Source organism: Gillisella terrae, from assembly GCF_004801395.1.
Classification (GTDB): Bacteria; Pseudomonadota; Alphaproteobacteria; order Rhizobiales; family Rhizobiaceae; genus Allorhizobium; species Allorhizobium terrae.
In genome coordinates this window covers 47,546-65,469 of record NZ_SSOA01000005.1, presented here as the reverse complement: position 1 = coordinate 65,469, position 17,924 = coordinate 47,546, and the positions used below count along the sequence as shown (strand labels likewise).

Sequence of the window (17,924 nt, the reverse complement as noted above, 5' to 3'; positions counted from 1 at the left end):
CTGTCGGGCAACAGTCGGCAAACCGGGATTTGCCCGCCAAGAGGGAATTATGGCGATAGAACAGCAATTGGAAACAGGGATTGGCTCCAAAGAGGATGCCGGAAGCAAGATTGCGCGCCATGCCGCCCTCCTCTCTGGTCAGTTGCAGCAGCTTCGCATGCGGATGTATCCGCCGAAATCGGAGAAAATGCTCCGCCCATTTCTGACCAATGAAGTATCCAAGCTGACGTCCATACCTGATTCCACCTTGAAGCTGATGTCCAGCGAAGGTCGCGGCCCAATTCCAAGCAGGCTGGAAAACAATCATCGCGTCTATACGCTCAAGCAGATCAATGAGTTACGTGAGCTGTTTGCCAAGCAGAAACCAGCCGAAGCTCTGCGGTTTCTTCCACGTCGGCGTGAAGGCGAGCATTTGCAGGTTCTCGCTATCGCCAATTTTAAAGGCGGCAGCGCCAAAACCACGACTTGCGTTCATCTGGCCCATTATCTCGCCCTTCAAGGCTATCGCGTTCTGGCGCTCGATCTCGACCCGCAGGCATCCTTGTCTGCCCTGTTTGGTGCTCAGCCAGAGGTGGATGTTGGCGCCAATGAGACCATCTATGCCGCCTTGCGCTATGATGAAGCCGAGCGCCGACCATTGCGTGATATCATCCGCAAGACCTATTTCGACGGTGTTGATCTCATTCCCGGCAATCTGGAAGTGATGGAATATGAGCACGAGACGCCGCGGGTGCTTGCCAATAAAACAGCCTCCGGCGCTATCTTTTTCGAGCGTCTCAAGCTGGCCTTGAGCGAGGTTGAAGACGACTACGACATTGTCATTCTTGATACGCCGCCTTCGCTCGGTTTCTTGACGCTCAGCGCCATTTATGCAGCAACCAGCATGATCATCACGGTGCATCCCGCCATGCTGGACGTTGCCTCGATGAGCCAGTTTTTGTTGATGATGGGCGATTTGATCAATGTTCTCAACGAGAGCGGTGCCCAGCTTGATCAGGATTTCATTCGCTATCTCGTCACCCGGCACAATCCGAACGACGCCCCGCAATCACAGGTGGTTGCCATGATGCGTCACCTGTTTGGCACGGATGTATTGCTACCGACCGCAATTGAAAGCACCGCCGTGGAAGCAGCCGGGCTTGCCAAGCGCTCCATTTATGAATTGGAGATGGGGCAATTGGGGCGTGATACCCATAAGCGCGCCCGTGAAGCCGTCGATGCGGTGAATGAGGCGATTGTCAGTTTGATCACCAAAAGTTGGGGCCGCGAATGAGCAAATCACCGCGCAAATCGATTGTTGCAAGTTTTGGGCTGCTGTCGGCCGAGCTGGAGAGCAAACTGGCGGCTGAGAAAGAACAAAACCCCACCCCTGCCCCGCCAACAGCAAATCGGGTTGGTGCCGGTGTCATTGGTGCGGCCCATAGAGCCATTGACGATATCAGGACGGAACGGGACCGACTGAAAGCACTGGTGGAATCGGGTGGTGCTGTCGTTCGTCAAATCGATCCATCCCTGATCGACCCCTCCCCTTATCCGGACAGACTTCCCGACGACGATGATTCCGATTTCGAGATGTTCAAGCGCTCGATTGAGACTGATGGTCAAAAGGTGCCGATCCAGATCCGCAAGCATCCCGGCACTGCGGGCCGCTACCAGATTGTCTACGGCCATCGCCGCTGGCTTGCAGCCAAGCAGCTTGGGCGTCCGGTTGGCGCAATCGAAGTGGAGATTTCTGATCTCGATCTCGTGGTCGCGCAAGGTATTGAGAATGCCAGCCGACAAGACCTGACCTGGATTGAGCGTGCCTTGTTTGCCTCGCGCATGGATGACGCAGGCATTAAGCCTCGGGATATTTATGCAGCACTTTCCATCGAGGATGCCGAACTGGCGCGGATGCGCAGTGTCTATCGTGCGCTTCCCTCCGACGTGATCGAAGCCATCGGCCGTGCGCCCAAGATTGGGCGCCCCCGCTGGCTGGAATTGGCCAAGGCGGTTGTACAACAACCAGCCGTGCTAGACGTGCTGAGATCTGTGTTATCAACCCAAATGAGTGTGGCCGAGAGTTCAGACCAAAGATTTCAGCGCGTGTTGAACGCTGTGAGGCCAAAAGCGGATTCGAAGCCCAGCACCCAAGTGCTTTCCGATGGCCATGGCAAAAAGCTGGCTGAATTCAGCGCATCGGCCAAAGAATTTCGCCTATCCGCAGAGGGTGATCTGGGCAGTGAATTCCTGAAATTTCTGGAAAGTGAATTGCCAGACCTGGCTGCCCGCTTTTCGCAACACCGCCATGCCATGAAATCCTGACAGGTGGCAGGGTTTTCATCTTTTCGCAAAGGACGCTGATCAAAAGAAAAAGGCCCCCAAACGTTTCCGTCGTGGAAGCCCTTCTCGAACTGTAGCAAGCAGAGAATCGCATTTCCTCGAATCATAGTCAAGGGTTTTGGCACCGCTTTGGTGAGCGTCTTTCTATGGCTTGGAAAGACATGATTGTTGGAGATTTGCAAACTACATATTACAGCGCCTACTGCATATTTCAAAGCCCAAGACCTCATTGTCGCGGCGCGTGCATCCGTGTTTGGAATGCGGTTTTATGCACGCGAAGGCACGTTTGATCGATCTGGACAATGGACAGCTCATAATATATCGGTTCCAATTGAATTGGAGCCGATATATTATGATAGAGACTGATCTTTCGACCTCTGAAGCACAAGCCATCATGGATTCCCTTCGCCGCATTGTGCAGGCGTTGCGACGCGCCTCCACACAATACGAAGGCTTCACCAGTGCGCAGATCTTTGTATTGAGAACGCTTGAGACTTGCGAAGGCGCATCAGTCAATGACCTCGCCGCATTGACCCACACGCACCAAAGCACGGCCTCGGAAATGGTAGCAAAGCTTGAGGCTAATGGCTTGCTTGAGCGCCGAACGGCCAAGGACGACCGGCGCAGGGTTGAACTTTATCTCTCGGCGGCCGGGCGCAAAGTTGTTCGCGATCAAGCACGGACACCGCAGGAAGAACTCATTGACGCCATCGCCGCGCTGAGCAGCGAAAACCGCACGGCCTTGGCGCAAGGACTGAAAGCGCTAACCGAGGCTGCCAACTTGAGCGAGGCGGTGCCACAACTTTTCTTTGAAGGGAGCAACCCATGAGTTTCCATGATGTGGAAAAAGCCTCGACGACAGCGGGTCTGCCGCTATCCGCTGGCCTTGCACCCTTGATCGAAAATGCCGCGGTAGAGAAACACCCGCGTGCCTTGGATGCGCGCAGCCTGCTGATTTGTGCTCTTTGCATGGCCGTGGCCGCTGTGGTGACGGTTGTTGCCCGCCTTCTCGTCTCTCTGATTGGCTTTGTCACCAATCTCGCCTTTTATGGGCGTATTTCAGGTGATCTGGTATCCCCAGCGGGTCATCATCTTGGCCTATGGGTTGTGCTTGTGCCGATTGTCGGCTCGGTCATCGTCGGCTTCATGGCAAAATACGGGGCCAAAGCTATTCGCGGACATGGCATTCCAGAGGCCATGGAGCAAATCCTCACCAATGAGAGCCGCATTCCTGTTCGCATGACATTTCTAAAACCCTTGTCGGCGGCAATTTCCATTGGCACGGGCGGACCTTTTGGGGCAGAAGGCCCTATCATCGCCACGGGCGGCGCGCTTGGCTCCCTGTTTGGGCAATTTATTCATGTTTCGGCGCATGAGCGAAAAGTGCTGCTGGCCGCAGGTGCCGCAGGCGGCATGACAGCCATTTTTGCCACACCTTTTGCCGCCGTGTTGCTGGCTATCGAATTGCTGGTCTTCGAATTCCGCCCCCGCTCCTTTGTGCCGCTTATTCTGTCTGTGTTGGTTGCAATGGCAATGCGCCCTTTGCTTTTTGGTGTCGCACCCGTTTTCAATGTGCCCATTTTGCCACCGGCCACACCGGACATGCTCATGACCTATGCGCTGGAAGGGCTGGCGCTTGGGGTCTTCTCGATTCTCATGACAAAATCCGTCTATCACATTGAGGATCTGTTTGAGAAACTCCCCATTCATTGGATGTGGTGGCCAGCCATAGGCGGGCTTGTTGTGGGCATCATCGGGTTTATCGCGCCCAATACCATGGGCGTGGGCTACGACAATATTGATCGCATACTCAGTGGCCAGTTCGTGGGCACGGCTCTCGGTGTTTTCTGCTTGCTGAAATTTGTGTCGTGGTCTGTTGCACTTGGCAGTGGCACATCTGGCGGCACGCTTGCGCCAATTTTTACAATTGGTGGCGCGCTCGGCGTGTTGCTTGGCCAAGGACTTGGCGCAATCGGGCTGGCTGTGGATTTGCGCATGGCAGCGCTTGTTGGCATGGCCGCAAGTTTTGCCGGAGCGTCGCGCGCGCTCTTTGCGTCAATTCTGTTTGCCATGGAAATCACCGGACAGTTCAACACCCTGCTGCCGTTGATCACCGGTTGCGTTGCGGCCTTTCTGGTCTCTGCGTTTGCCATGAAAACCACGATCATGACCGAAAAATTGTCGCGGCGCGGAACCCATGTTCCCGGAGAATATGTCCCCGCCTCTGCTCCCCATCGCTGAAAGCCCCCTCCCCTGCCATCAAAACGACCGGGGAGTGGACAGGCCATCATTATTACCTTTGAAAACACGCTCTTGCGAAATGCCATAACCATGAGACATGTCTGAAGTTTGCAGACGTTTTAAAAGAGGAACAGGCCTTGCAGATTTTACGCTCATTTGGCCCCGTCGTGGCCCGCACCTCCGCGGTGGAAGCGGCTCGGGCGGGCTTCGGCGCACTCCTTGGTCTGGGACTGGTCGGGCTGTTTTTGCTATCCCCCAGTGTCGATTTAAGGCTGGGTCTATATCTTGTTGCACCCTTTGGTGCCACGTCGGTTTTGCTGTTCGCGGTCCCCAATAGCCCTCTTGCCCAGCCCTGGTCTGCCATTGTCGGAAACACCTCTGCGGCCCTGGTTGGTGTGGCTGTTTCCATGATGGTCAACGATCCTGCTTTGCGGATTGCCCTTGCGGTCGGGCTTGCCATTACCGCCATGATGACGCTTCGGGCGGTTCATCCTCCCGCAGGAGCCGTCGCCATGACAGCGGCAATGAGTCCTGCCGCCGTTCATGATCTCGGCTTCTGGTTCGCGCTGACACCTGTTGCCGCCGGAACCGCAGCTCTTGTTCTGGTCGCAATTGTCTATGCCAAGTTGACCGGTCGGCACTATCCATTCAGACAATTCGATGCTCCAAACCAGCATGGAACACAAGATGCCGCACCGTTGAAAAGGCTGGGTCTTTCCGAACAGGAATTGACAACCCTTCTCGATCGCTACCGGCAGACATTCAATCTGGGTGTCGAAGACCTTGCGCGTCTGATTGGTGCGGCTGAAATGCAGGCCGCAACCCACCACGCCAGCCCGACAACCGCCGCCGATATCATGTCTCGAAACCTGATTACGGTGAAGACAGACACGCCGCTCAGTGAAGTGGCAGACCTGTTCAGGCGTCACAGGTTCACCTCTTTGCCCGTGGTCGGAGAACACTCGAAATTTCTGGGCGTTATCTTTCAAATCCACCTCATCAGCCGTGCGCGCGAAGACGCTTTGCGTCTCGACCGGGGCTTTTTGCCAGCCCTGAAAAGGCTTGTTGACCGCGAAAGAGAAAAGCCGGTTTTGGCCGCCGATATCATGAGCGTTACAATTCCTAGGGCCATCACCTCAACGCCGATGAGTGTGCTGATGCCTATGATGAGCGAAGGGGATGTGGATGCCGTTCCCGTGCTGGAATATGACAAAATTGTCGGGATCGTCACAAGAACAGACCTCATTGCCGCCATGGCGCGCCGGATTTCGCGCGGTGACGCTGAGGTCTCAGCAGAAAATGTTGATAGCCCTCAACCGGGGCAAACGCCCTGACGATAAGACATGTCCCTGCACAAAACACTTTCGCGATGCGGTCACGTTATCGAGAGGGTCAAAATATAGGCACAAAAAATTATTGACTAAAAACTAATCCAAATGTAGCGTTGGTCTCAACATGGCATTGGTGCCAATGGCAAAAAAGCCCCGATTTCCGTCTGCCGACGGATCGGGGCTTTTTGTTTGCAAAGATCAGCATCCATCTGCGGTTCAGCTGCACATGGGGGAGCGCAAAGGACAGGTGATTGCATGGCGCAGTTTGCTGTGAACTGGGACAATCGGAAACCGGCGACATGAGCAGGACAACTGTTCCCGTCTCTCTTCTTTACTCCACCACCGGTACCTATGGCGCGCTGGGGCGCGAGGCCATGGAGGGTGCCATGACCGCCATCGCCCAGATCAATTGCAACGCTGATATTGCATTTCAGATCGAGCCGGTGATTGCTGATCCCGGCGGCAACGCCGAACGCTATGCAAGTTTTGCCGAAACGGCTGTGCGTCAGCAAGGCTGTCGCCATATCATCGGTTCCATCACCTCATGGAGCCGTAAAGAAATCCTGCCCGTGGTGGAGCGCCATGGGGCATTGCTATGGTATGCCTTTCCCTATGAGGGCTATGAGGCCAGCGACAGTGTGATCTATCTGGGGGCCTGTCCCAATCAGCATTTATTACCCTTGTTCGCTCATGTCCTGGCGCGGTTTGGGTGCCGCCCCTTCATCGTTGGCTCCAATTATATCTGGGGCTGGGAGATCAGCCGGATTGCGCGGGAAATCACCGAACTGGCCGGCGGCGAAGTGGTGTCTGAGCGCTTTGTGCCGCTTGGCGCAACCGATATCGACCATTTGATCGATGAAATCCGCCGCAAGAAACCCGATTTCATTTTGAGCAATCTGGTGGGGCAATCGGCCGTGGCCTTTTTGCAGGCCTATGATGGCCTTCGCCGCGAAGATCCTGATTTTGCACCTGAGATGCGCCCCATTGTCGCGTGCAATCTGTGCGAAACCGACCTTACCGATTTGAGTGAAACGGCAAAGGCTGGCCATATTGCCACATCGGTCTATTTCGATGGACTGGAAACCCCGGAAAATGCCGCCTTCAAAGCCCAGATCGCAAAACGTTATGGGACCGAGCGCTGCCTCACCACCCCCTTTGTGTCGGCCTATACGGCGGTGTGCGTGCTGGCCGATTGCATGATGGATGCTGGCACCGACGCGCCGGAGGCCATTCGCACCATGGCCACAGCCCGCACCTTTGAGACACCCATCGGCAGTTTGCGGATTGATCCGAAGACTCACCATGCGGCTCTAAGGCCCCATATCGGGGTTTCCACAGCAAGCGGGGCATACCACGTGTTTCAGCAGGCCAGCGAGGCGGTAAGCGCCGACCCCTATCTGCTGCGCTCTCACCACCGGGAGATGTCCGCAACACTGCCGCGACCATCCCGCAGCTTCACGGTGATCAAATGACTGGCCCGAACCGTCCGGATCTCACCTGCTGGCATGCGGTGATTCTGCACCGCGATCACCCTTCCGTTGATGCGCTGAAACGACAGCTCGAGGCCCTGCATATTCGGGTCACTGTGGTCTGGCCACAGCTCGATGAATCTCATGCCAGTGCCAATGTGGTGTTTTTTGATGCCGACATGGGTCATGACGGCCAGTTTCCCTGGCCAGCCGGATTTGCCCCGATGCCGATGATTGCGCTGATTGGCTCGGAAACGCCGGGGCGCATTGCCTGGGCGCTGTCCCAAGGCTCCAACGCCCATGTGTTGAAGCCGGTGGGATCGACAGGGGCCTACAGTGCTCTGTTGATTGCCGCCCATGCCTATGAAGGCGCGAGAGCGCAGGCCGAAGATATTCGCGTGCTTGAAACGCGGCTGCGGCAGCGCCCCATCGTTGTGCACGCCATCTTAGAACTGCTGCAACGCGGATGCGAAAGCGAGGCTGCCGCCTGGCAGCAATTGCGCCGGGTGGCGATGGACTGGGGCATGACCCTTGAAGACGCGGCAGAGGCCATCTGTCGGCAGGACCGGGCATTTTCGAGAAAAGCATAAACCTTTGCCGAACATCATAAAAACGGGAGATTAAAAGACGTGTCTATTGTTGAAGGCTTTGCACCCTATGGCGAATATCAAACATGGTATCGCATCACCGGTGATCTGACATCGGGCAAGGCGCCGCTGATTGTTGCCCATGGCGGCCCCGGCTGCACCCATGATTATGTCGATAGTTTCAAGGATATGGCCTCTACCGGTCGCGCGGTCATTCACTATGATCAGGTTGGCAATGGCAAATCCACCCACTTGCCCGAAAAGGGCGGTGATTTCTGGACGGTCGATTTCTTCAAAGCCGAGCTGCACAATCTGATCGACCATCTCGGTATTCGCGGTGGCTATTGCCTGCTGGGCCAATCCTGGGGCGGCATGCTGGGGGCTGAATTCTCGGTTGATCAGCCCGAAGGCTTGAAAGCGCTGGTGATTGCCAATTCGCCCGCCTCACTGAAAACCTGGGTGGCAGAAGCAAATCGCCTGCGCGAAGCCTTGCCGCCAGAGGTGCAAGCCACACTGTTGAAACACGAAGAGGCAGGCACAACCGATAGCGCCGAATATGTCGAAGCCAGCGATGTTTTCAACCAGCGCCATGTGTGCCGCATTGTGCCCATGCCGCCCGAAGTGCAGCGCACCTTTGACGCCATTGCCGCCGATCCGACGGTTTATCACACCATGAATGGTCCCAACGAATTCCACGTGATTGGCACCATGAAGGATTGGACCATTGAGGGACGTCTTTCCAGCATCAATGTGCCGACGCTTTTGATCTCAGGCCATTTTGACGAGGCCACCAAGGCCTGCGTGCAGCCCTATGCCGATGAAATTCCGGATGTGCGCTGGCACATTTTTGAGCACTCCAGCCACATGCCGCATGTTGAAGAAAGAGAAGCCTGCATGGCTGTTGTGCAGGCGTTTTTGGATAGCAAAGCGGCCTGAAAGCTCTTTGAAGACCACTGAACTGCCCAACAATAACAACGGGAACAACACGATCATGACAATGGGTTTGACGACTTTCTCAAGAAAGAAGGCATCATGGCTTGCGGGCTGTGTGCTGGCCTTTACCGCATTGGGCGGCATGGCCCATGCCGATGAGCGCGCCGATCTGATGGCCAAACATCGCGGCGGCACCATGGTGCTTTCCGCGGTTGCCGCCGCAGGCACGCTGGACACGGCCATCAACTACACCGGCCAGTTCTGGCAGATTTTCCAGATGACCAATGATGGTCTGGTCAAGTTCAAACAGGCCGCTGGCACCGAAGGTTTCAAGATCGTGCCGGATGTGGCTGAAGCCATTCCCGAGCCGCAGGATGGTGGCAAAACCTATGTGTTCAAAATCCGCAAAGGCATTATGTTTTCCAATGGCAAGGAGCTGAAGCCATCGGATGTGCTGGCCTCGTTTCAGCGCATTTTCAAGGTCAATGGTCCCACCACCGGCAGCTTCTACAACGGCTTTGTTGGTGCGGATAAATGCATTGCCAATGGGGCGACCTGCACACTCGACGGCGGCGTGATTGCCGATGATGCAGCGGGCACGGTTACCATCCATCTGGTGGCCCCGGATTCGGAATTTTTTGACAAGCTGGCTGTGCCCCATGCCAGCATTTTGCCTGCCGATACGCCTGCCAAGGACGCTGGCACAACACCCCTTCCCGCCACCGGCCCCTATATGATTGTCAGCTATAACCCCAATGAACAGATGGTGCTGAAGCGCAATCCGCATTTCAAGGAATGGAGTGTAGATGCCCAACCCGATGGTTATGTCGATGAGATCGACTACAAGTTCGGCATGACGGAAGAGGCCACCATCAACGCGATACAAAATGGTCAGGTGGATTGGATGTTTGACCCACCACCCACGGACCGGCTGCCGGAACTCGGCTCGAAATATGCCAAGCAGATGCATATCGATCCGCTGGCGGCTTTCTGGTATGCGCCAATGAACACCAATCTGCCGCCATTCAACAACGTTAAAGTGCGTCAGGCCGTAAACTATGCGCTGGACCGTGATGCCCTTGTGGGCCTTTATGGCGGTGACGTGTTGGCCACGCCAACCTGCCAGATCCTGCCACCAGACTTTCCCGGCTTCGCACCAAGCTGCATTTATACCAAAGACCCCGGCGAGAGCTGGAGCGAACCCGATATGGACAAGGCCAAGGCGCTGATCAAGGAAAGTGGCACCGCGGGCCAAAAGGTAACGGTCATTGTCGAAGACACCGCCGTAAGCCGTGGTATTGGCACCTATCTGCAAAGTCTGCTCACCGAGCTTGGCTTTGATGCCTCAATGAAGGCTATCTCGACCAATATCCAGTTCACCTATATCCAGAACACCAACAACAATGTGCAGATCAGCGTGTCGCAATGGTTCATGGATTATCCCGCAGCCTCGGACTTTATCAACGTGCTGCTCTCTTGCGATAGCATCCATCCCGGCAGCGATTCCTCAATCAACATCTCAGGCTATTGCAACAAGGATCTGGACAAGCAGATGCAGGACACCATGGCGCTGGCCGTGACCAACCCGGATGCTGCCAATGCCAATTGGGCCAAGATTGACAAGGCCTTTATGGAGCAGGCTCCGCTGGCCCCGCTGTTTACGCCCAAAAGCGTCAACTTCACCTCAGCCCGGCTTGGCAATTACCTGTTCAACAAACAGAACCGCTGGGTGATGTCGCAGGCTTGGGTAAAATAAGCGTCTTTGCCAAAAGGACGGGCTTTCCCAACGCTCCGACGTCATGCTCGGCCTTGTGCCGAGCATCCAATCACATTCATTTTCGTCAATGATGTCAATTGCTTATTCATATGCGATCGATCCTCGGGACAGGCCCGAGGATGACGAAATGTCGAGAGTGAGGCTTGTCAATGCGCTGAGGTGGCGTTCCTACGCCACCCTTTTCAAAAGACAAACGCGGCTATTGAAGGATATCACATGACTGACCTGTCCGAAGGTGTCGCCACATCGACGATGCCCGCAGAGGCACCAAAACGAATGGCAGGTTCCAGCCCATGGCAACGGGCCTGGCGGATCTTGCGCCGCGATCGCTCGGCGATTGCCGCAACACTCATGCTTTTGTTCATCGTATGTTCCAGTTTAGCAGCCCCGCTTTATGCCAGTTATATCGCGCAGACCGATCCCTTTCGCTCCAACCTGAGCGGTAAAATCACGGTCGATGGCAAGCGCATCAAGGTCATGCAGCCATCCACCGAAGGGTTGGGCTTGGGGGTTACGCCCATCGGCCCCACCTGGGAGCGGCAGTATGTTCTGGGGGCCGATAGCCAGGGGCGCGATGTGGCGGCGCGGCTGTTGTATGGTGGGCGAAACTCGTTGATTATCTCGGCCTCTGCCACCGTCATCTGTTTAGGTCTGGCCGCCTTGATCGGCATCTGTGCCGGCTTCTTCGGCGGGGTGACCGATATGATCCTGTCGCGCATTCTCGATATTCTCTGGGCTTTTCCGGTCTATCTTCTGGCCATTTCGCTCTCCATTGTGCTGATCTCGCAAGGCATCACGATTGGTCCGGTTGAGATCAATGCCAATAGCCTGCTGCTGCCCATTGGCATTATTGGCATCATCTACGTTCCCTACGTGGCTCGCCCGGTGCGGGGCAGAGTTTTGGCGCTGAAAAACAGTGAGTTCGTGCTGGCGGCCATTGGCCTTGGCATTCCACGCTGGCGCATTCTGCTGAAAGATATTCTGCCCAATATTTCTACGCTGCTGATTGTGTTTGTTCCGCTGATGATGGCGCTCAACATCATCACGGAATCCTCGCTGTCCTTTCTCTCCATTGGTGTTCAGGCACCGGATGCCAGCTGGGGCACAATCATTCAGGATGGGCAAGGCCTGCTTTATACCCGCCCCATCGTGGCACTCGCACCCGGCATTGCCATTGTGCTCACCGTTCTGGCCTTGAATGTGCTGGGCGACAGCGTGCGTGATGCGCTTGATCCGCGCACAAAAATCATCTGAGGAGCCTGCTATGAGTGTCGCGATTGTTCAGCGTTTTGCCCAGATGATTTTCGTTCTGTTTGGCATTTCCGCTCTGGTGTTTCTGATTTTCTTTGCCACGCCGGGGGCCGATCCTGCCGCCCGCATTGCCGGGCGCAATGCATCGCCAGAAACCATTGAAACCGTCCGCAAGGAATTCGGCTTTGATCGCCCGCTTCCAGTGCAATACGCCCTGATGATGAAGCGGTTGTTTGTGACGCAAGATCTTGCATCCTATGTCAATCGTGGCATGCGCGTGGTGCCGCAGGTGATGGAGGCGGCACCTGTTACTCTGTCACTGGTGACGGGGGCTGCGGTGCTGTGGGTGCTGGGTTCCGTCTTTGTGGGTGTGGTGGCTGCCATGACCCGTGACACAGTGATTGACCGGGGCCTGATGGTGCTGGCACTGATTGGGGTTTCCATGCCGGTCTATTGGCTGGGCGAGGTGATGAACCTGATATCGCAAAGCCGGTTTCACGACACCTGGCTGTTTTCCTGGGTGCCATCGCTAGGCTACAAGCCGCTGCTGTCAGACCCGATTGGCTGGTTCAAAACTCTCATCATCCCATGGATTACGCTGGCAGCCCTCTATATTGGCATTTATGGCCGGGTGCTGCGCGCCAATCTGGTAGAAGCCTATCAGGAAGATTTCATCCGCACCGCCCGCGCCAAGGGGCTGAGCCCGGCCCGTGTGATGCTGCGCCATGCGCTGCGCACCTCGCTGATAGCCTTCGTGACCATGTTCGGCCTTGATTTTGGCGCGCTGGTTGGCGGCTCGGCCCTGCTGACGGAAGTGGTTTTCGGCCTGAACGGTGTTGGCCGCCTGACCTATCAGGCACTTTTGAACCTCGACCTTCCAATGATCCTTGGCACGGTGATCTATGCCTCATTTTTCGTGGTGCTGGCCAATGCGGTTGTCGATGTTGTCTACGTGCTGATTGATCCGCGTGTGAGGGGGAACTGAGTCATGGAAATGATCGAAAAGCCCGTCCTGCTTGATGTGAACGGACTGTCCGTTTCCTTTGCCACCGATCGTGGCATGGTCAAATCGGTCCGGGATGTATCGTTTACGGTACGCGAGGGTGAGATTTTGTCGATTGTCGGTGAATCCGGCTCAGGCAAATCCGTCACGCTGTTGTCTTTGTTGGGACTGCATGATCCCAAAACGACAAGAGTGGATGGCGCTGTTGCCTTTAAGGGCAAGCGCATCATGGATATGTCGGCCCAGCAGATGCGCCGCATCCGTGGCAAAGACATCGGTTTGATCTCCCAAGACCCGATGACGGCTCTCACGCCCGTCTACACCATTGGCTGGCAGATTGCCGAGCAAATTCAGGCGCATGAGAATATCTCTGCCCGCGCAGCCCGCCTGCGGGCCATCGAACTTTTGGGCGAAGTTGGCCTTTCAAATCCCGGTGAAGCGGTGGATCGCTATCCGCATCAACTTTCCGGTGGCATGCGCCAAAGGGCCGTGATTGCCATGGCGCTGTCGTGCAATCCGGCTCTGCTGGTGGCTGATGAACCAACAACCGCTTTGGATGTGACCGTGCAGGCGCAGGTGCTGGATCTGCTATTGCGCTTGCGCAAGGATTTTGGCTCGGCCATCATTCTTATCACCCATGATATGGGCGTGGTCGCCGAAGTGGCAGATCAGGTGGCGGTGATGTATGCGGGCCGCATTGTCGAGCGCGGCCCGACCGATCAGATCTTCACCAATCCCATGCATCCCTACACATGGGGTTTGATGGGTTCCATTCCGCCGCTGACCGGCCCGCGCCTCTCGAGGCTGAAATCCATTCCCGGCATGCCCCCTACCCCGGATATGATGACGGAGGCTTGCGGCTTTGCGCCACGCTGTCGCTTTGCAAGTGCCGCTTGTAACACCCATCCGCCGCTACGCCGCTACCAAGAACAAGCCTGCCTCTGTGTTCTCGATGCGCCAGAACGAGACCTGCTGCGCTCAACCGTTTTGCCCTTGGAGGAGCTTGCATGAGCACGCCTGCAACACGAACCCCACTTCTCACGGCCCGTGAACTGACCAAAAATTTCACCGTTGGCAAAACCATCCGTCCCGGCTCCGGCCGCACATTGCATGCTGTCGACAAGATCAGCCTTGAGGTTTTCGCAGGCGAAACCCTGGGACTGGTGGGTGAATCCGGCTCTGGAAAATCCACCCTCGGCCGATGCCTCACGCGGCTTTACGATATTACCGATGGCGCGCTGGATTTTGATGGCGAGACCATCACCAAGGCAGAGGGAACTGATCTTTTGCGGGTTCGTCGCAAGATGCAGATGATTTTTCAAGATCCTTCCGCCTCGCTCAACCCGCGCCGCAAAATCCGCGATGTGCTGGGCGAGGTGCTGAAAGTCCATAAAATCCGCGAGGGAGCAGCCATCGAAGACCGCCTCGTGGAATTGATGGATCTTGTCGGTTTGCGGCGCGAATATCTCGACCGTTACCCCCATGAGTTCTCCGGCGGCCAGCGCCAGCGCATTGGCATTGCCCGCGCCTTGGCCATTGAGCCAAAGGTGATTGTGGCGGATGAGCCGGTGTCTGCATTGGACGTCTCGGTTCAGGCGCAGATTGTCAATCTGTTCAGCGATTTGCGCGAAAAGCTCAATCTCACTTACGTGTTTATCGCCCATGATCTGGCCGTGGTGCGGCAAGTTTCTACCCGAGTGGCGGTGATGTATCTCGGCTCCATTGTCGAGATTGGCGAAACCGATGAACTCTACGCCAACCCCAGCCATCCCTATACGCAAGCGCTGCTGTCTGCCATTCCGCAGCCGCACAGGCGGGGACGGCAGGAGCGCATTTTGCTGAAAGGTGAAATTCCAAGCCCGCTCAATCCGCCGAAGGGCTGTAAATTTTCGACCCGCTGCCCGATCGCTCAAGACATCTGTGGTCAGGTACGACCACCCCTCGCCCCAATCTCCACTGCACGCAGCGTCGCTTGTCACTTTCCAAGGTCTGAAATCTAACCCCATCGTCCGGGCAGCAACGGCGTGACATGCCGGAGCAGCTTCGCTCGCTCTCTTCTACAGCGCCGTGCGCCAAATATGGCGCACAAAGGACGCTGTAACACTTTTAAGCTGCTGCATAATTTCCACCTTAAATCGACTCCGATTTAAGGTGGAAATTATGCAGCAGAGTTTGTCAGAGAAAAGTGGAATCCGGTTTTCCTGAATAGACAAACGAAAACAAGGGAATCCAGAGTCTGTCAGGTTCAATTTGAACCTGACAGACTCTAAGGATGTAGGTTAAACGCAGACCAAAACCCTGACAGCTGTCAGGGTTTTGGTCATCCAAGCACGGCACCTCCAAGTCGTGCAGAACACCTGCCCTGCTCCATCCTACTGTGTGGAGAACAGTCGCACCAAAAGACCGCGCAGCTTGTCCATTGGTTCCTCGCGCGCATCAGCGTGCGGCGTCATTCCCATGCTGAAACCTTCTGCTAAAAAGCGCTCTATCAACTTTTGGTCCCGGCTGATGATATGCACAGGCACCGAGCGAGAGGCGTTGGATCCGGTGATCAGCGATGCTGGCTGATGATCTCCTAAAAGAATAAACACCGCGTCATCACCGAAACGAGCGATGTAATCTCCGACAGTGTGCAGCGAATAGTCGATGGTCTGGATGTAGTGACGCCGCACCCGGTCGGGATCGGCCCAGACCATGGCCGGACTATCCCCCTCTTCAGCTTGTGCGTTAAAGACCGATCCATCACCGATACCGTCCCAGCCAATCAGCCGTGGTATCGGTGTCCATGGCGCATGGCTGGAAATCAGCGCAATTTCAGCCATCACTGGCTTTGCCGCGCGCCGGGAGGGCTGGCGAACCAGGCGATCAAGAGCATGTAGCGTATATTGATCCGGCATTGTCACCCAGTTGAAGGACTTGCCTCGATAACCAAGCTCTTTGGACGCAAAAACCTGATCATAACCAAAATAAGCAGCCTCAGGCCAATCCATGGTAATGGCTGGCATTACGGCCACTGTGCGCCAGCCTGCCTGCCGGAACAAACGGTTCAGGCTTGGCCTATCACTCCTCATCAGGCGATCATAGCGGGCCTGACTATCGATCCAAAGTCCGGATAAAACAGTGCCATGGGCAAGCCAGCTAAGACCGCCGACTGTGGGCGAGACGCTCCAACCACTTGCCGATCCATAACCAGCAGCTTTCAGCGCGCCCTCCATGCTTGCCTGCCGGGCGCGGATGAGAGCGCGGTAGCGCGGATCATCAACGGCGCTTCGTCCATAGGACTCAATGAAGATCAACAGGACATCACGACCGCGCACCGCTCGCAACAAATCCGGTTGCGATGCCTCGGACGGGGATGCTGCCAGCGCCTGCTCAAAGCGGCGCATATCTGCCACCGAATCCACCACGAGGGCGAGGCGGGCGCTGAAATAGCGAAGGGCGCGCCCATCCACGACGTTTTTGAGGCCCACCAATGGAGCCATTGCCGAAATTATCGCACCAAGAAGCAAAACACCGGCATAAGCCCCGCCGATTTTCAAGCTACGCCTTTCGCTTGACGCGAGCTGTGTGGCCGACCAGTGAAACAGATAAACGACGCCAGAAAATGCGCTGGTCAGCGCCGCAATCGTCAGCACAGCGGCAGGGGTTCCAATGGTGCTGCGCATCAAGCGCCAGCCGTCAACCAGCATCTTGGCATCGAGATAGGGATTAAATGGTCGCTGAAATGCAGATTGAACGCCAATATCGACCATTTTCAAAAAAAGCATAATGCCAATTGCGCACACAAACATGGGTTTGAGTAAAGCCGTCAGCCGTTTCGGCAAAACCAACAGGGCAAGGCCGAGCAAGGGAACTTCCACGGGAAGCCGCAGAAATGCACGTGCAGAGAAAGCATCCGGATGATCTGGCAATGTCAGGACAACAAAAGCGATCAGAAAAAAGACAAAGGCGGCGACAATGTTCTTGTCAAATCTGTATCGTCGCATCATGACATCTCTCTGCTCACCCAAAAGCGGCTCGCACGGATGGCGCTTTGGAAGGATTGATCTTGCCCGCACCCGGAATTTTGACAATCGCTTTTTGCTTCGCTTTGGTCGCCGGCCTCATTCTTGCTGTTGATCCAGCGAAGATTGTCGCAGCCTTTGCCAATGTTCCGCCCGGTCATATCCTGGCAGGGCTGCTGATCGTGCAACTCCAGGTGATTTTGTCGGCTGTACGTTGGCGTTTTACGGCCCAGCGCCTCGGCCATGACATGCCCCTCGGCCTTGCCGTGCGTGAATATTACCTCGGCAGCTTTCTCAACCAGATCCTCCCCGGAGGCATGGCAGGAGACGCAGTGCGCGCCTATCGTGCGACCGAAGAAGGCGAGGGGGGATGGAAACGGCCCGCCGCTGCCGTCGTTTTGGAAAGACTGTCTGGCCAGATCGCCTTCTTTGCGCTGACCGGGATCGGTCTTGTGGTTTGGCCTTTTGTGGCGCGGGATCACCTGCCCAAGGAATTCGCAAGCCTGGTATGGATCTGTCTGAGCCTTGCCCTGGTTGTCGCAGGACTGGCTGTCGGATTTGGCAAGGCGCGCCTGCCCGCGCGGCTGAGAGGTTTGAAACCGGACTTGATGGCGGCCTTTTGGCAGGACCGGGCTTTTGCTGTTCAGACAAGTTTGAGTGTGACCATTGTGGCAAGCTACGTTGCCACATTTTTTATCGCAGCCAGTGCGGTGGGAACACCGCTGCCCGCCATTGCGGCGGTTACCGTCATTCCCCTGTGTCTTTTGACCATGCTGATACCGGTTAGCGTCGGTGGCTGGGGCACACGTGAAGCTGCCGCAGCCAGCCTTTGGCCCTTGCTGGGCTTCACCAGTGCTCAGGGCTTTTCGGCCAGTGTGCTCTATGGCCTGTTTTCGGTCATCGGCGTGGCTCCGGTGGGTATTGCGCTTGTTTTGAAAGGACTTTGGGCGCGCAAACACAAGGGGAGGTGAGGCCATATCGCAGCCGCTCAATGGTGCCCGCTTGA

15 protein-coding genes are annotated in these 17,924 nt (G+C 56.0%); 14 read left to right on the top strand and 1 reads right to left on the bottom strand.

Features of this window, described 5'->3' with window-relative positions; all coding sequences use genetic code 11:
• Positions 1-49 precede the first annotated feature (49 nt).
• From repA to E6C51_RS11740, 13 genes are all read left to right on the top strand, one after another.
• On the top strand, positions 50-1,273 hold the full coding sequence (gene repA / locus E6C51_RS11800; protein WP_146935439.1) for a plasmid partitioning protein RepA: 1,224 nt from the start codon (positions 50-52) through the stop codon (positions 1,271-1,273).
• Positions 1,270-2,304, top strand: a complete 1,035-nt coding sequence (gene repB / locus E6C51_RS11795) for a plasmid partitioning protein RepB (protein ID WP_146935437.1) — start codon at positions 1,270-1,272, stop codon at positions 2,302-2,304. Before repA ends, repB begins: the two co-directional genes overlap by 4 nt.
• Positions 2,305-2,674: 370 nt before the next feature.
• A complete protein-coding gene (locus E6C51_RS11790; RefSeq protein ID WP_190236084.1) occupies positions 2,675-3,151 on the top strand; it encodes a MarR family winged helix-turn-helix transcriptional regulator in 477 nt (158 codons plus the stop codon).
• Positions 3,148-4,563: a chloride channel protein gene (locus E6C51_RS11785; RefSeq protein ID WP_190236083.1), complete on the top strand. Its 1,416-nt coding sequence runs from the start codon at positions 3,148-3,150 to the stop codon at positions 4,561-4,563. The genes E6C51_RS11790 and E6C51_RS11785 overlap by 4 nt, the downstream gene beginning before the upstream one ends.
• 137 nt (positions 4,564-4,700) lie before the next feature.
• On the top strand, positions 4,701-5,897 hold the full coding sequence (locus E6C51_RS11780; RefSeq protein WP_190236082.1) for an HPP family protein: 1,197 nt from the start codon (positions 4,701-4,703) through the stop codon (positions 5,895-5,897).
• A 296-nt stretch (positions 5,898-6,193) separates the two neighbouring features.
• Positions 6,194-7,366, top strand: coding sequence for a transporter substrate-binding domain-containing protein (locus E6C51_RS11775; RefSeq protein WP_190236081.1), 1,173 nt, complete (start codon positions 6,194-6,196; stop codon positions 7,364-7,366).
• Positions 7,363-7,953, top strand: a complete 591-nt coding sequence (locus tag E6C51_RS11770; protein ID WP_190236080.1) for an ANTAR domain-containing response regulator — start codon at positions 7,363-7,365, stop codon at positions 7,951-7,953. The genes E6C51_RS11775 and E6C51_RS11770 overlap by 4 nt, the downstream gene beginning before the upstream one ends.
• Positions 7,954-7,992: 39 nt before the next feature.
• Positions 7,993-8,886: a proline iminopeptidase-family hydrolase gene (locus E6C51_RS11765; protein ID WP_190236079.1), complete on the top strand. Its 894-nt coding sequence runs from the start codon at positions 7,993-7,995 to the stop codon at positions 8,884-8,886.
• A gap of 55 nt (positions 8,887-8,941) precedes the next feature.
• On the top strand, positions 8,942-10,639 hold the full coding sequence (locus E6C51_RS11760) for an ABC transporter substrate-binding protein (protein WP_190236078.1): 1,698 nt from the start codon (positions 8,942-8,944) through the stop codon (positions 10,637-10,639).
• Positions 10,640-10,876: 237 nt separating this feature from the next.
• Positions 10,877-11,914 (top strand): ABC transporter permease, encoded by a 1,038-nt coding sequence (locus E6C51_RS11755; RefSeq protein WP_190236077.1) that lies wholly within the window; start codon positions 10,877-10,879, stop codon positions 11,912-11,914.
• A 10-nt stretch (positions 11,915-11,924) separates the two neighbouring features.
• Positions 11,925-12,896, top strand: coding sequence for an ABC transporter permease (locus E6C51_RS11750; protein WP_190236076.1), 972 nt, complete (start codon positions 11,925-11,927; stop codon positions 12,894-12,896).
• A gap of 3 nt (positions 12,897-12,899) precedes the next feature.
• Positions 12,900-13,925 carry an ABC transporter ATP-binding protein gene (locus E6C51_RS11745; RefSeq protein ID WP_190236075.1) on the top strand — a complete coding sequence of 342 codons (1,026 nt, stop codon included), beginning with the start codon at positions 12,900-12,902 and terminating at the stop codon, positions 13,923-13,925.
• On the top strand, positions 13,922-14,914 hold the full coding sequence (locus tag E6C51_RS11740) for an ABC transporter ATP-binding protein (RefSeq protein WP_146935418.1): 993 nt from the start codon (positions 13,922-13,924) through the stop codon (positions 14,912-14,914). Before E6C51_RS11745 ends, E6C51_RS11740 begins: the two co-directional genes overlap by 4 nt.
• A gap of 372 nt (positions 14,915-15,286) precedes the next feature.
• Here the strand turns inward: E6C51_RS11740 and E6C51_RS11735 are convergent, their stop codons facing one another.
• The gene (locus E6C51_RS11735; protein ID WP_190236074.1) at positions 15,287-16,900 is read right to left on the bottom strand and encodes a sulfatase-like hydrolase/transferase; all 1,614 of its coding nucleotides are present in this window, start codon (positions 16,898-16,900) and stop codon (positions 15,287-15,289) included.
• 62 nt (positions 16,901-16,962) lie between these two features.
• On the opposite strand from E6C51_RS11735, the gene E6C51_RS11730 reads away from it, so the two are divergent.
• Positions 16,963-17,889, top strand: a complete 927-nt coding sequence (locus E6C51_RS11730; protein ID WP_230987231.1) for a lysylphosphatidylglycerol synthase transmembrane domain-containing protein — start codon at positions 16,963-16,965, stop codon at positions 17,887-17,889.
• Positions 17,890-17,924 lie beyond the last annotated feature (35 nt).